This is a genomic window from Miniphocaeibacter sp. (genome assembly GCF_049276255.1).
Lineage (GTDB): Bacteria > Bacillota > Clostridia > Tissierellales > Peptoniphilaceae > Miniphocaeibacter.
Genome location: NZ_JBASWB010000020.1, coordinates 20,075 through 34,197, shown reverse-complemented (window position 1 = coordinate 34,197; position 14,123 = coordinate 20,075). Strand labels below are relative to the sequence as shown.

Genomic DNA, 14,123 nt, shown 5'->3' with positions numbered 1-14,123 from the left:
AGCTGTTCCAGATGTGGTTATACAGAGCTTTACAGGGCAGAAACATCAGACGGTTGGAATATTTTAGACTTTTTAATAGGAAATTAAAAATATATATAATTCTAAAATTTAAAAGAAGTGGCTATTTGGCTCCTTTTATTTTTAAGGAGGCATTATGAACGGAGTAATTTTAACAGCTCATGGAAATTTCCCATCTGGTTTATACAGCGGATTAAAATTAATAGCTGGAGAAATGGATAATGTTAAAGTAGTTGATTTTTTAGAAAATGATGGAACAGAAGGTTTAGATAAGAAGTTAACTGAAGCTTTAGAAAGTTTAAAAGAATACGATAATATAATTATATTAACAGACTTAGCCGGTGGAACTCCATTTAATAGGTCAGTATTATTAACAAATGAAAATAGTAATGTTAAGGTTTTAGCTGGGGCAAATTTCCAAATGCTCTATACCGCTGCTTTTGAACCTATTGATGATTTAGAAGAGTTTTCCAATGCAATAATAAATGCCGGTAAGGAAGGTATTACAGCCTTTGAACTACCTATTGTAGAAGATAATAATGATGATTTTGAAGGAATCTAATTTGAATTTATTATAATTAAAATCTTAAACCAACATACATGTACATTCTCTAGAAATTAGAGATAGATACATAAAATGTTGGTTTTTTGTATTTTCTATTAATTGGTATAAATCATGCCCTATAATCTTATTCTCAAGACTTAATTGACTTTTAAAGGTTTCAACTATATAATGTAATTGACAGGAAGCATAATTCAATTATGTAGGAATACGTTTTCTTTAGGAGGGAAAAATATGGGTAGTTCTGGTAGTAGCAATAAACCAAAGTTAGGTTTTTTAGCTGGAGCAATACAATTGCAAGTTCCTATTATCAATTCAAGAGAAGATATTGATAGACAATTAAAAGTAATTACCGATACGGTAAAATCAATGAAGTCGGGGTATCCAGGTTTAGAATTAATAATATTCCCAGAATATAGTCTTCAAGGACTAAATACAAAAAAATGGACTACTGAAGAATTTATTTGTGATATTCCTGGTAAGGAGTCTGATGCTATGGCAGATGCTTGTAAGGAAGCTGGAGTGTACGGTGTATTTTCAATTATGGAAAGAAATCCAGATCCAAATAAAAACCCTTATAATACAGCCATAATAATAGACCCTAATGGTGAGATAATACTTAAATATAGAAAAGTCTTTCCTTGGAATCCAATAGAACCTTGGGCTCCTGGAAATGAAGGTATACCAGTATGTGATGGTCCTGGTGGTAGTAAGCTAGCCGTTTGCATTTGTCATGATGGAATGTTTCCTGAATTAGCAAGAGAGGCTGCCTATAAAGGATGTAATGTCTATATTAGAATATCCGGCTATAGTACAATAGTTAACGAACAATGGAAGTTGACTAATGCTGCTAATGCTTGGCATAATTTAATGTACACTATTTCCGTTAACCTAGCTGGATACGATAATACTTTCTATTATTTCGGAGAAGGACAAGTATGTAACTATGATGGTACTACTTTAGTTCAGGGGGATAGAAATCCTAATGAAATCATAACAGCTGAAATTTTCCCTGTTCTTGCTGATAACGCAAGAAAATCTTGGGGATTAGAAAACAATATATATAATTTAGGAGCTAGAGGCTATGTAGCAGAGCCTGGTGGGGAAAAAACTACTAATTTTACTTATATTAACGATTTAGCAAATGGTACTTATAAACTTCCTTGGGATGATGAAATAGAGATAAAAGATGGTACTATCTATGGATATCCTAAAGAAGGCGGAAGATTCTAAAATAAAACTTGTTTAATAAAACGGTTCTTTATCAACTCTATTTGATAAAGAACCGTTTCTTTTGTAGAATTCTCTTTTTATTTTAACTATTATATGAAACCTTGTAGGCAAATTGGTCCCCTCTTGCAAAACTTATAGTATATTCGATTATTTTTCCCTTATTGTCATAACTAAGTCTTCTAATTCTTAAACACGGAACTCCTTGACTTACTTTTAAGTAGGAAGATTCTTCTTTTCCAACTAAACTTGCTGAAAAATCTTCTTCTACATGGGCTATTTTTCTATTGTACCTTTGTTCAAAAATATCATATAGTGGCAATTCATTTAAAGTATCTTTTGTAATTTTAGAAAAATCATTATAGGGAATAAAGGTAGTTTCCAACATCATTGGAGTTTCATCAGCTTCTCTAATTCTTATAAATCTTATAACCTTATCTCCTTCTTTTATTTTTAATTTATCGGAAACAAATTTATTAGATCTTTCAATATGAAACTCTAAAACAGTTGTCTTAGGATTTTTACCTATGCTTTTCATCTGCTCTGTAAAACTATAATAATCAGACAAATTATGTTTTTTACTATCCCTAGTAGCAACAAAAGTACCTTTTCCATGAATTCTCTCTATATATCCATTTAATTCAAGTTCCGATATTGCCTGTCTTACTGTTGTCCTACTTAAATCATATAACCTGCACAACTGCCTTTCAGATGGAAGCTTATCCCCTGGTTTCATAAGCTCCATTTCAGACACCAATATGTCAACTAACTGTGAATAAAGTGGTATTTTATTCTTCTTCTCTAGTTTCATATCTTAATCTAATTTACTTGTCCAAGGGCTAGCTGTTTCCTCTATAACTTTATTTAAATCTTCAATATTTTTCTTACCTTCAGTTTTTAACCATGTATAACCTTTTTCTTCTGATTCCATAAAAGCATCTACACCTTTTGCCCATGTAGCCCTACCACATAAAACTCCATTAAATGTTGAGCCTGCTTCCTTTGCAAACCTTAAAGTCTCTTGGAACATCTCTGCTGAAACTCCTGCACTTAAAAATATAAATGGTAGGTGTGACGCTTCACTTTGCTCCTTAAAGTATTTTAAGGCCTCTTCTCTTGTATATACAAAATCTTCCCCATAGCCTTCAACATAATCCATGTTAACAGGTACTTCCATTTTTAATACATCTACATTATATCTATCTTGGGAAAATAATCTCATAGCATCATTTACCTTATGAGGTTTTATTTTTGCATATTCTTTTGATTTAGAATCTTCAATATTTGCATCATATGATATTATTTCTAGGAAAAATGGAATATCTTCTCCTACACATTCAGAGCCTACTCTTTCAATAAAGGCATGTTTTTGCTCATTTATTTCATCGCCTTCATCTATATCGTAATAAAGAAGTATTTTTACTGCATCTGCCCCTTGTTCTTTTATCCTTTTTACTGACCAAATTGGAAGTAAATCAGGCAATCTTCCTACTGCATTAGCATCATAACCGGTTTTTTCATAAGCTATTAAAAGTCCAGCATTTTCATCTCTTTCTTTTGATGCTGGTAGACCATATTCCGGATCCAATAAAATAGAAGATGAATATTTAGTTAATTCTCTAGACACTGCTATTTTGAAATCAACTATCATTTCTTTTGTAGCTTTTTCTGGATCAATTTTTCCCATCATTTTTCTTATAGCACCTCTTTGGTCAATTGCCAAAGCTGCTATAATATTATTTGAATTTGATAATCTAAGTAATGCTTCTTTTTTGTTTGGTGTTAATTTTTTCATATTATCTCCTATAATTTTATAACTTTTACTTGATTTTTAATGTTTTCTACTTCATTTACATTAATAAATCCGGTTTTTTCTTCCATAGTATTTAAAATTCCACAAGTCATTGCATACTTAATAGTTTCTTCTATATTAAGATTGTTTTCAAGTCCATAAGCAATTCCTGCAACTGTTGAATCTCCTGAACCTACAGGATTAACAACTTTTATTTTTGGAATTTCCACATTGTAAAATTCATCTTTATATTTTACTAATGCTCCTTCCCCTCCCATTGTTACAACAACTAGCTCAATTTCATTAAATATTTTTGACTTTAAATACTCTATTAACTCTTTTTTAGTATTAATTTCCTTACCTTCAATTTGCTTTATTTCAGTTTCATTGGGTTTTATACAATAGGGTTTAATTTCACTGTTTAATACTATATTTTTTAAACTATTACCAGAGGTATCCAATATTACTTTAATATTGTTACGACTAGCTATTTTTAAAAGCTCTTCATAATAATCACTTGCTATTCCTGGAGGAACAGAACCTGAAATTGTAACAACAGAGGCTTTTTCTATTATTTTTTCAAATAAGCGAAAGAATTCTTCCTGTTCTTCCTTAGATATTTCCTCTCCAGACTCTAAAATTTCCGTTTGTTTACCTTCATGTAATATGGCTATACAATTTCTTGTATTGCCTTTAACTTGTAAGAATTTTGTATTTATACTTAATTCTTTTAATCCGTCTTCTAAAAACTCTCCGGTTCTTCCACCTAAAAATCCTGTAGCTAGTACATCCGCCTTTAATTGTTTTAACACCCTAGTAACATTTAGGCCCTTTCCTCCCGGAGTTTTACTAACCTTATTAGTTCTGTTTACACCATCAATTAAAAATTCTTCAAGTCTATAGGAAATATCAATTGAAGGATTTAAAGTTACCGTAACTATCATTTAGCAGATTTCAACTCCCCGTCTATATATGTTGCAATTATTCCCATATTATCATCTAAAATATTTATATCTGCATCTCTTCCAATATCTAAAATTCCTGCTTTATCATCTATACCAACGGATTTTGCTGGAATTTGACTAGCCATTTGTATAGCTTCAAATGGTGTAGCAATTCCCCATTTAACAACATTTTTAACACCATCTTCAAGTCTTAATACAGAACCTGCTAAGGAACCATTATCAAGTCTTGCTGTACCATCCTTAACGTGAACATCAAAATCTCCAAGTTTATATTCACCTTCTGGCATTCCGCCAGCCATCATACAATCAGTTATTAAAACTACCTCATCTTTTCCTCTAGCTCTCATAACTACATTGGCTGCTGCTGGATGCACATGATGACCATCGCATATTAATTCGGCAAAAACATCCTTTAAAGATAAGGCTGCCCCTACCATTCCAGGATTTCTATGGTGTAGTGGACTCATTCCATTATAAACATGAACAAAAATACTTGCTCCTGCCATAACTGCATTATAGGCTTCCTCATAAGTTGCATCACTATGACCTAAAGCAACAAATACACCTAGTTCTTTTGCCTTCTTTATAAATTCCTCACTACCTTCTAGTTCTGGTGCAATAGCAATTTTTTTAACTAAACCATTAGAAAGGTCGTACCATTTTTTTAATTTCTCATAATTTGGTGCAGACATATACTCTGGATTTTGAGCTCCTTTATATTTTTCAGTAAAAAATGGACCTTCTAAGAAAATGCCTCCTACTTTAGCTCCCTGACATTCATTATGGTATTTTCCAACTATTTCACATGCATTATCTAGCTCTTCTGTAGTAGCAGTTAATGTTGTAGCTAAAAAAGTTGTAACACCATTATTAACTATTCCCTTTGATATTTCTAAAAGACTTTCTTTTTTACCATCCATAATATCATAACCACCCCAACCATGAATATGGGTATCTACATAGCCTGGTGCAGCTATAAAGTCTGAATAGTCCATAAATCTTTTTCCTGTAGGAACCTCTTCTACAAAACCTTTTATTTTTCCATTTTCAATTTCGATTATTTTATCTTTTTCTATTTTATCCTTTAGATAAACTTCCTTTACTTTTAAATATAAATTTTCTGCCATATTAATCTCCTATTCGTAAGAATGGATTATTACTCCTTTAACCACTCTATTAACTGTACCAGTTGCAGATGGAGTATCTGGTTTGTTGTTTACTTTTAAACTTGCCATAATTGCAACGGTTTGTGCCACCATTATATATGGAAATACCAAGAATATGTCTTCAATATTTGCAGCTTCATTTAAAGAAAATTCTTTAAAGTTTTCATTTAGATTATCCTTTGTTATAGCTACAGTTTCTACTGCTATGTCATTTTCATAAATCTCATTTAATATATCTACATCATATTTTCTTGTATATTCATTAGTAGAAACAAAATCAAATACTAGTGTCTTTTCATTAACAAAGGATTTTGGACCATGTCTAAATCCCATAGATGAATCAAAACAAGTTACAATTTCTCCTGCAGTTAGTTCTAGTATTTTTAATTGTGCTTCCCTTGTTAATGGTGCAAATACACCGGAACCTAAATAAACAACTCTATTAAAATCTAAATCTACAAATTGTTGTATTTCTTCATCTCTTTCAACTACATTCTTACCCAATTTTGCTATTAATTCTACATTATTTTTCTTTTCTTCTTCATTGATGTCCTTATCAAAAATCAATATACTTGAAAGTAGCATACAGGTAAAGGAGCCTGTCATAGCAAAGCCTTTATCGTTTGACTTGTCCGGCATTAATAGAACAAAGGCATTGTCCTTGTCCTTTAAATCCTGTGATAATTTCCCTTCTTTTGCACATGTTATTGCTAAATGATAAATATCATCTACTAATTGATTTGCTAAATCAACAGCCTTAATACTTTCAGGACTGTTTCCACTTCTTGCAAAGGAAACTAAAACAGTTGTTTCTTCCTTATTAAAAAATAAATATGGATTTGAAACAATATCCGTTGTAGGAATTGATTCAAAAACTAAATTTCTATTCTTCTTTAAGAGTAAATGTTTCACTGCTATATCCCCAACATATGCAGAAGTTCCTGCTCCTGTAAATATAACTCTTACCTTTTCCTTACCTTCTGAAATTCTATCTATAAACGTCTCTATTTTTTCTTTGTTTTCCTCATAAATTTTCAATGTTTCTAACCATAAATCTGGCTGTTGAGCAACTTCTTCCACCGTAATTACCGCACCTAAATCCTCTAATACCTTTTTTTCTAAATTAAACATTTTTTCCTCCTTTATTATTATACTGGTACTCTTTACTTAATTATACCTTATTTCCGATTAATATGCTACAAATATTGAAAATAAGCCATTTTATAGATACCTATTTCTACATTCCCCTACTGTGTATTGATATTTCAACTAGGAAATTTAGATACCAGTTAGCCTTATATTAATAAATCTTGCCCTTATAAAATTTTACAAAAAAATATACATGTATAATTAAACAAATAACTATATATGTATATCTTGTTTTCTTTTATTTCTTTCTTCCGTTTCTTTTTTTGAAAAAATACAACCACAATAATCCTGTCTGTATAGATTCCACTCCTTAGATAGTTCTATTGAGCGTTGGTAGCCACCTTTTTTCTTAAAATCCGATGGTAGGTGTTTAACCTTGTATTCTAGTGCTATTTTTTCCCCTATTTCATTTATTTTATTAACATTTTTATAGGGGCTTATACTTAAAGTAGTTGTAAAATAATCCATCTTATATTTATGGCATAAAAAGGCCGCTTGCCTCATTCTAAATTCATAGCACTTAAAGCATCTTTCTGTACCTTCACCTAAATCTTCATAGCCTTTAATACTATTAAAATATTTTTTAGGAATATATTCTCCCTCTATTAAATCTATAGGATATTTGGCATTTATTTTTTTTATTACTTCTCTTTGCTCTTCCAGTCTAATAAAATACTCCTTCCTGGGAAAAATATTTGGATTATAATAAAATAAGGTAATTTTAAAATACTGACTTAAGTACTCTAAAACATAACTTGAACATGGTCCACAACAACTATGTAATAATAGTTTTGGTGGATTTTCTTCATCTATATTATTAATTATTTTTTCTAACTCTTTTTGATAATTTCTTTTCTCCATAAGATATTTCCTCTCTCTTAGAATATTATTGTAACATATTTTGGGTATTATAATATATATAGCTAGAGGAGGTTATTATGAGCATTGCTGAACAATATTTAATAGACGGATTTGAAACAGACAATAAAGAAGTTCTTACATTACATATAAATGACTCACTTTTATGGAATGAAGAAATAGAAGGCACACATCTTTATCATTTGGAAAATAAGATTAAATACTATATTGAATATATCAAGGGAAGAAAGTTTGATTCTTTATTTAAAAATAACCACTATTCTAGTTTTGTTATTAAATATATACATGAATATAAACTTCCACAATCTGCTTTAGATTTATTCGATAAATATAAGGATGAATTTAAAAAAAATAAAATTACCTTGAATTTATCCCTTTCTCAACAAAATTTTCCAGGTTGAGGCTGCTAATTACTAAATAGTATATTTAGAAATAAAATATTGGGTATATAATTATACAGGTTTTTTACCTGAATAATTTTTTGGAGGTTATTATGGCAGTTAATGAATATTTTCAAGTCGATGGTTTAGGAGTTAATAACAAAAATGAAAGTGATTTAATATTATTAATTAACGACACTCTTAATTGGGTTACTGACGATGAAAAACAACATTTAGAGCATTTACAAAATAAAATTAATGCTTATGTAGAATATATAAGAGGGGAACAATACAAACACGTTTATCCTAATGGCGAATTTAATGAGTTTACAATAGATATTCATATGAATTCATATCCTACAGAACTTGCAATAAAATTCTTTGATATGGTTAATGGAGATTTAGAAAAAGAAAATATTAAGGTTATTGTTGCTATTGATGAAAGTTCACAGGAAGAGCCAACTTCTTGTGGCTGAGGTTTCTAAAATATTAAATAGTTTATTTAATAAGTCAAAAAGAGAAGTAAAAACTTCTCTTTTTTAATTTCTCTTATATTCTACTACTTCTTCGCTTATTTCAATTTTATTAATATATTCTAATTTCCTATAATAATCCAGCTCTATAAAATCCGTTGGTTTAACCTTCATAATATTTTTATTAAAATAATTTAAATCTGCAATTTCCAACATTAAATATACAAATTGAGAGCAAAACATAATATTGGGCTTATGGGAATATTGAAAAACTCCAGTAATATTATAGGAGCTACCTACTTCATTTATTTCCCTAACTTTTTCTAAAATAGTCTTTTTCTGTTCCGAATTTGCTTTTAATTTATACACTATTATTGAAGCACCTTCATTTTTAATTAACTGTTCCAGTTCCTCTGGATTTAGGCCTGGTGAATAAACACCACCGCCACCATTATAACTTATAATAGTTTCTAATTTTTCATCAAAGGATAGGGAAACATGATTATACAACTTATTTGTAAAGGCTCCAATTATTTCACTAGCTGAGCTTTTTGTTCTAGATATAACAATATACATATAGCCATTGTTTAAGGTTGAGTAAGCCTTGTTAAAATATCCTTCTGAAAGGCTTTTATTGTTAATGTATGAAAAGGCGCTGTGCCTTGGCATATCCTGTATTATTTCATTTATTTGTTCTCTTGTTATACTTGTACCTGCTCTTTTTACCAGTTCAATTTTTCCTGTAATAATATCCTTATCCTTCATAATTTGAGAATATGTAAAGGAGTAGAACCTATTAAAATATGGGTAAATAAGAAAAACCAAGCCTGTTTTTATTAATATTCGCTTAATAAAAAACGGCGTAAGAATTAATACCATTCCTATTATTCTATATAATAAAAAAAACTTTTCATTATTTGCAAAAAAATAATAAATAAAATTATTGGCTATTATTTGAAAGGCCATAATTATAGTATAGATAATTAAATATAGTACCTTTTCTTTTCTTGTAATTTGTGACAAGGCATTGTTAACTAAGAAAAAAACTAAGCAAACAATACAAGCCATGTTAAAAGCCATATAGTTGTTACTCCAGTAAAGCACCGAAACAGTAACGCCTAACATAAGTATGACCCTTAAATAAAATCGTATGTTTTTCATAATAATTCCGCCTATTTAATATATATTAATACATTATATCATAATGGATAAAAATTTAACTATATTTAAAAAATATTTAACTAAAAATACACCTTTAAGGCTAAATTCCATGTTTAACTTTATAGGTGTACTTTAAATTTTGTTATTTAATTTTTATTCTACAATTTAATTGCCTCTGCCTGGTATGAACTTCTTACAAAGGGACCTGACGCAACTTTTGCAAATCCCATTTCATAAGCAAGGTCCTCATATTTCTTAAATTGTTCTGGAGTTATATATTCTTTTAATTCTGCATGTTCTAATGATGGTTGTAAATACTGTCCAATTGTTAACATATTTACATCTATTTCCCTTAATCTTTTAAAGGTATTTATCATTTGTTCTTCTGTTTCTCCAAGTCCAACCATAATTCCAGTCTTTGTTACAAGACCTTTTTTCTTAGCATAGTCTAAAACCTTTAAACTTCTTTCAAAGTTAGAACCTGGCATTATTTCATCATATAGTTCTGGTACTACCTCTATATTATGATTTAAAACATCTGGTTTTTCATCATAAATTATATCCATTAATTCTTCTTTTCCCTTTAAATCTGGAATTAATACTTCAACTGTTACTCCTGGAGTCAAGGCCCTTATTTCCCTAATAACATTTCTAAACTGTGTTGCACCGCCGTCTTCTAAATCATCCCTGTCAACAGATGTAATAACTGCATGTTTAAGATTAAGTCTTCTAACTGCTTCAGCTAAGTTTTTTGGTTCCTGCTTATTTACCGGATCTGGTTTTCCATGAGCTACATCGCAAAACTTACAATTTCTTGTACATACACTTCCTAAAATCATAAATGTAGCTGTTCTTCTTTCATAGCATTCCATTTTATTTGGACAATTTGCATGGGTACAAACTGTATTTAAATTCAAGTCATCTAGTAAGTGCTTTACTTCTGCAGTATTTCCTCCACCTTGAATTTTAAGCTTCATCCATTCTGGTTTTCTTTTTATTTTCATTTATTTCATCCCTATCTTTCTTTAAATAAATCCTTTATAAAAATTTCCTCTGTCATTCCTATTATATAAAAACCTACATCAACATCTTCTAAAGCTTTTTTAAATTCACTTTCTGTAAAATTTAATCCTATAAATTTTTCACTTAACTTGTCAACTTCATCATTACTGAAAAAATCACCTGTTATAATAAATTTACTAACCTTCCCCTTATCTAGGGATATTCCGTATTCAACTATACCAAAGTCATGTTTTTCAGCAAGTTCAATTTGAAATTTAGGAGTCATTCCATAGTTCCAATTATCGTTACCGAATTTTTCAGAAACAATTTCCTCTATTTTTTCCTTTTCTTCTTCATTCGGCTCTGTAATATGGTCAATATTAAAAACTTCCATTACAGTTTTATTTAAATGGTCCATAAATTCCTGTGGTGTTAAATCTATTTCGTCTTTTAATCTTCCTACTCTTGAAGATACAGACTTAACATTTTTACCAACAAACTTCAAGGGATTTGGTTTTAAAGCATTTTTTAAATGTTCTAAGTTTCCACCAAAAAGTATTGTTCCATGATGTAATACTTTACCATGTCTATGGTATTGGGCATTACCGGAAAATTTCTTACCATCTATAACTAAATCATTTCTTCCTGTAAATTCTCCATGTAGTCCTAATTTTTCTAAAGCTATAAGGACAGGCTTTGTAAAATATTCAAAGGAATTTCCTTCCCTTTCCTTAGTAATAAAGCTGTATTGAATAACCTCCATATCTTGAAAAACCGCTCCCCCGCCGGAAAGCCTTCTTACTATTTCAATATTGTTTTCTTCACAGTATTTAATATTTACTTCCTTATATATATTTTGATTTCTACCAATTACAACACAGGGTTGATTTCTCCATACCATAAAAATATCATCATCATAATTGTTAAAAACATAGTTTTCAACAGCTAAATTATATGCAATTCTATTATATGGACTATTTACAACTATCATAAGCACTCCTTCTTACAATTAATATCCTCTATTAAAATATTGCTTCTTTCAATACTCTCTATTTTGAAAATATCGTTAATAAAAATTTCCGATGTCATTCCATCAATATAATCAGATACTTTATTAGTATATAGGGCATTTCTAAAATCTTTTTCTGTAAATCTAAGGCCTATTAACCTTTGGGAAAATTTCTTAATATCGTCTTTACCAAAGAAATCTCCATTGATTATAATATCCTCAACTACTCCATTAGCAAGAGATACACCATATTCAACAATACCAAAATTGTGTTTTACAGAATGTTTTATACCACATTTTGGACTTTTCCCATAATTCCACTTATCTGAAGCAAATCTTTTAGCTCTGATTTTTAAAATTTCATCTTCTGTTTTTCCATCTATTTTTGTAATTTTATCAATGTTAAAGTCCTCTAAAACAGTTTTTTTAATATGGTCCATAAATTCTGTAACCGATAAATCCATTTCATTTTTTAACATTCCAACTCTAGCTGAAACGGAATTAACATTTTTACCAACAAATTTTAAGGGATTAGGTCTAAGGGCATTTTTCATATTTTCCATATTCCCACCATATAGTATTGAGCCATGATGAAGAACTTTACCATTACTATGGTATTGAGCATTACCGGAAAACTTCTTACCGTCTATAATTAAATCATTCCTACCTGTAAATTCTCCCTTTAATCCTAGTTTATCTAGTGAGTCTATAATAGGCTTGGTAAAATAACTAAAGGAGTTTCCCTCTCTTTCCTTTGTAATAAAAGTATACTGGATTATTTCTAAATCACAATAGATTGTACCTCCTCCAGAAAGTCTTCTTACAATATCCATATTATTTTCAATACAGTAGTCAATATTTACTTCCTTATATATATTTTGATTACGCCCCAAAAGAATACATGGTTTATTTCTCCATATTATAAAAATATCATCCTTGAAATTATTAAATAAATATTCCTCTAAAGCATGATTATATGCTGGATCCAAATTATTGTTTTCTATAACTATCATTAAATTTCCCCTTAAATTAAGAAATATTTGGAAACTTTTTCCCAATATAAAAATTATATCACACTATTATATTTACAAAAAGATAAGAGAAAATAATAACAATTATTACTTTCTCTTAAAATTATTTGTAATATTTTCCTGTAATTTCTTTAATTTCTATTTTTGTAACAGCTGTTCCCTTTAACATGTTTTCCGGAATTTCCCTACTAATTAAATTCGGAGTGTATTTTTTTATTATCTCCTTTAAAATTGTCTCCTTCATACTTACATCTTCTAATAAAGTTGCCTTTCCAAAAATAACTACCGATTCATATTTAGTATTTGTATCACAAGGATTCTCTTTTGAATCTAGTAGTAGTCCTTGCATTTCATAAATAGAAAGACAAATATTTGGATTCACCTTAATATTATCGAGTTTCTTCCCTTTTGGTAAAGAATGTACAAATATACTATCTTCATAATATACAAAATGAACAGGAATTACATAAGGCCCTCCATCTTCATTAATTGTAGCTAAAGAACCTGTTTCTGTTCTTTTAAGTAAATTTTCAATTTCTTCCTTGTTTAATTGATTCATCTTCATTCGATTTTGCATAAGTAATTTCCTCCTAATTTAAAATAAACTATTTTTATTTTCTATATTATTAAATATTGAATTAACAGCCACAATAAAAAATGGTAAAAATGTAAATAATAATGAAAGTTTTTGCCATAAGCCTCTATATCTACCGATAATATTATAAAGAAAGTCAACTTTAGAAACTGCAAATAAAATCATAAATATTCCTACAAGTATAAAATTTATAATTGTTATATTGGCCATTTTTCTATTTTTTTCTAAGCTATATAATTTCCCCAATATTAAAATCCCTATAATTATAGCTATAAAGGCTACTAGGGAAGCTGAGCCATGAATAAACTTTCCTATATTAATAATTTTAAAATTCAACATGGAGCTATCAAATAAACCTGTAAGAATACAATCTCCTAAGGCAAATAAGCCTATTGATAAGGATAGGTACCTAGCTAGTTTTTTTGAAGTATTTCGAAATCTAGTAAAAAATGCCGGTATAGCCATTAAAAATAAAATACCATTTGTAATTTCCCATGTTTTAAAAACTATATTTACAAATCCCTTTGTTTCACCAAATTTACTTATAACATTTATTATTTGATTAAAATCTGAAACAAAAACACCAAGAATAAAGGGTAAAATCAGTTCACTTATTACTCCAATAACCATAAAATAAAATCCATTTTTCCTTAAATTCAAATTTTCCTCCAAGATAAATAATTGCATCTATTATATATTATATAGGTATAA

General features: G+C 29.3%; 17 protein-coding genes. 5 read left to right on the top strand and 12 right to left on the bottom strand.

Annotation, left to right across the window (positions count from 1 at the left end; all coding sequences use genetic code 11):
* The 3 genes from WAO56_RS02385 to WAO56_RS02375 all read left to right on the top strand — a co-directional run.
* The coding region (locus tag WAO56_RS02385) for a zinc ribbon domain-containing protein (protein WP_422146232.1) at positions 1-87 on the top strand (87 nt) is incomplete at its 5' end.
* 67 nt (positions 88-154) lie between these two features.
* Positions 155-580 carry a PTS fructose transporter subunit IIBC gene (locus WAO56_RS02380; RefSeq protein WP_422143555.1) on the top strand — a complete coding sequence of 142 codons (426 nt, stop codon included), beginning with the start codon at positions 155-157 and terminating at the stop codon, positions 578-580.
* 234 nt (positions 581-814) lie between these two features.
* Positions 815-1,813 (top strand): formamidase, encoded by a 999-nt coding sequence (locus WAO56_RS02375; RefSeq protein WP_422143556.1) that lies wholly within the window; start codon positions 815-817, stop codon positions 1,811-1,813.
* 82 nt (positions 1,814-1,895) lie between these two features.
* Here the strand turns inward: WAO56_RS02375 and WAO56_RS02370 are convergent, their stop codons facing one another.
* From WAO56_RS02370 to WAO56_RS02345, 6 genes are all read right to left on the bottom strand, one after another.
* On the bottom strand, positions 1,896-2,621 hold the full coding sequence (locus WAO56_RS02370; protein WP_422143557.1) for a GntR family transcriptional regulator: 726 nt from the start codon (positions 2,619-2,621) through the stop codon (positions 1,896-1,898).
* 3 nt (positions 2,622-2,624) lie between these two features.
* Positions 2,625-3,605, bottom strand: coding sequence for a tagatose-bisphosphate aldolase (gene lacD, locus WAO56_RS02365; protein ID WP_422143558.1), 981 nt, complete (start codon positions 3,603-3,605; stop codon positions 2,625-2,627).
* Positions 3,606-3,613: 8 nt separating this feature from the next.
* Positions 3,614-4,546: a 1-phosphofructokinase gene (pfkB, locus tag WAO56_RS02360; protein ID WP_422143559.1), complete on the bottom strand. Its 933-nt coding sequence runs from the start codon at positions 4,544-4,546 to the stop codon at positions 3,614-3,616.
* Positions 4,543-5,694, bottom strand: coding sequence for an N-acetylglucosamine-6-phosphate deacetylase (gene nagA, locus WAO56_RS02355; RefSeq protein WP_422143560.1), 1,152 nt, complete (start codon positions 5,692-5,694; stop codon positions 4,543-4,545). Before nagA ends, pfkB begins: the two co-directional genes overlap by 4 nt.
* Before the next feature lie 9 nt (positions 5,695-5,703).
* A complete protein-coding gene (locus tag WAO56_RS02350; RefSeq protein ID WP_422143561.1) occupies positions 5,704-6,864 on the bottom strand; it encodes an SIS domain-containing protein in 1,161 nt (386 codons plus the stop codon).
* 231 nt (positions 6,865-7,095) lie between these two features.
* On the bottom strand, positions 7,096-7,743 hold the full coding sequence (locus WAO56_RS02345) for an epoxyqueuosine reductase QueH (RefSeq protein ID WP_422143562.1): 648 nt from the start codon (positions 7,741-7,743) through the stop codon (positions 7,096-7,098).
* Between the two features lie 77 nt (positions 7,744-7,820).
* Between WAO56_RS02345 and WAO56_RS02340 the strand changes: the two genes are divergently transcribed.
* Both WAO56_RS02340 and WAO56_RS02335 read left to right on the top strand, forming a co-directional pair.
* A complete protein-coding gene (locus WAO56_RS02340; RefSeq protein ID WP_422143563.1) occupies positions 7,821-8,162 on the top strand; it encodes a DUF6572 domain-containing protein in 342 nt (113 codons plus the stop codon).
* Positions 8,163-8,254: 92 nt separating this feature from the next.
* Entirely contained in the window at positions 8,255-8,617 is a 363-nt protein-coding gene (locus WAO56_RS02335) for a DUF6572 domain-containing protein (protein ID WP_422143564.1), read from the top strand.
* 63 nt (positions 8,618-8,680) lie between these two features.
* Here the strand turns inward: WAO56_RS02335 and WAO56_RS02330 are convergent, their stop codons facing one another.
* The 6 genes from WAO56_RS02330 to WAO56_RS02305 all read right to left on the bottom strand — a co-directional run bounded on the left by WAO56_RS02330 (position 8,681) and on the right by WAO56_RS02305 (position 14,072).
* Positions 8,681-9,775, bottom strand: coding sequence for a hypothetical protein (locus tag WAO56_RS02330; RefSeq protein WP_422143565.1), 1,095 nt, complete (start codon positions 9,773-9,775; stop codon positions 8,681-8,683).
* 158 nt (positions 9,776-9,933) lie between these two features.
* Complete coding sequence (gene lipA, locus WAO56_RS02325; protein WP_422143566.1) at positions 9,934-10,779, bottom strand: lipoyl synthase; 846 nt, start codon at positions 10,777-10,779, stop codon at positions 9,934-9,936.
* An 11-nt stretch (positions 10,780-10,790) separates the two neighbouring features.
* Positions 10,791-11,768, bottom strand: a complete 978-nt coding sequence (locus WAO56_RS02320) for a lipoate--protein ligase (RefSeq protein WP_422143567.1) — start codon at positions 11,766-11,768, stop codon at positions 10,791-10,793.
* On the bottom strand, positions 11,765-12,799 hold the full coding sequence (locus WAO56_RS02315; RefSeq protein WP_422143568.1) for a lipoate--protein ligase: 1,035 nt from the start codon (positions 12,797-12,799) through the stop codon (positions 11,765-11,767). The genes WAO56_RS02320 and WAO56_RS02315 overlap by 4 nt, the downstream gene beginning before the upstream one ends.
* A 121-nt stretch (positions 12,800-12,920) precedes the next feature.
* Positions 12,921-13,394: a pyridoxamine 5'-phosphate oxidase family protein gene (locus tag WAO56_RS02310; RefSeq protein WP_422143569.1), complete on the bottom strand. Its 474-nt coding sequence runs from the start codon at positions 13,392-13,394 to the stop codon at positions 12,921-12,923.
* Positions 13,395-13,412: 18 nt separating this feature from the next.
* On the bottom strand, positions 13,413-14,072 hold the full coding sequence (locus WAO56_RS02305; protein WP_422143570.1) for a DUF998 domain-containing protein: 660 nt from the start codon (positions 14,070-14,072) through the stop codon (positions 13,413-13,415).
* Positions 14,073-14,123: the final 51 nt, after the last annotated feature.

Bases quoted from the DNA above. Each gene is read 5' to 3' on its own strand.
- WAO56_RS02380 (WP_422143555.1), top strand. From the start codon at position 155: ATGAACGGAGTAATTTTAACAGCTCATGGAAATTTCCCATCTGGTTTA.
- WAO56_RS02375 (WP_422143556.1), top strand. From the start codon at position 815: ATGGGTAGTTCTGGTAGTAGCAATAAACCAAAGTTAGGTTTTTTAGCT.
- WAO56_RS02370 (WP_422143557.1), bottom strand. From the start codon at position 2,621: ATGAAACTAGAGAAGAAGAATAAAATACCACTTTATTCACAGTTAGTT.
- lacD (WP_422143558.1), bottom strand. From the start codon at position 3,605: ATGAAAAAATTAACACCAAACAAAAAAGAAGCATTACTTAGATTATCA.
- pfkB (WP_422143559.1), bottom strand. From the start codon at position 4,546: ATGATAGTTACGGTAACTTTAAATCCTTCAATTGATATTTCCTATAGA.
- nagA (WP_422143560.1), bottom strand. From the start codon at position 5,694: ATGGCAGAAAATTTATATTTAAAAGTAAAGGAAGTTTATCTAAAGGAT.
- WAO56_RS02350 (WP_422143561.1), bottom strand. From the start codon at position 6,864: ATGTTTAATTTAGAAAAAAAGGTATTAGAGGATTTAGGTGCGGTAATT.
- WAO56_RS02345 (WP_422143562.1), bottom strand. From the start codon at position 7,743: ATGGAGAAAAGAAATTATCAAAAAGAGTTAGAAAAAATAATTAATAAT.
- WAO56_RS02340 (WP_422143563.1), top strand. From the start codon at position 7,821: ATGAGCATTGCTGAACAATATTTAATAGACGGATTTGAAACAGACAAT.
- WAO56_RS02335 (WP_422143564.1), top strand. From the start codon at position 8,255: ATGGCAGTTAATGAATATTTTCAAGTCGATGGTTTAGGAGTTAATAAC.
- WAO56_RS02330 (WP_422143565.1), bottom strand. From the start codon at position 9,775: ATGAAAAACATACGATTTTATTTAAGGGTCATACTTATGTTAGGCGTT.
- lipA (WP_422143566.1), bottom strand. From the start codon at position 10,779: ATGAAAATAAAAAGAAAACCAGAATGGATGAAGCTTAAAATTCAAGGT.
- WAO56_RS02320 (WP_422143567.1), bottom strand. From the start codon at position 11,768: ATGATAGTTGTAAATAGTCCATATAATAGAATTGCATATAATTTAGCT.
- WAO56_RS02315 (WP_422143568.1), bottom strand. From the start codon at position 12,799: ATGATAGTTATAGAAAACAATAATTTGGATCCAGCATATAATCATGCT.
- WAO56_RS02310 (WP_422143569.1), bottom strand. From the start codon at position 13,394: ATGCAAAATCGAATGAAGATGAATCAATTAAACAAGGAAGAAATTGAA.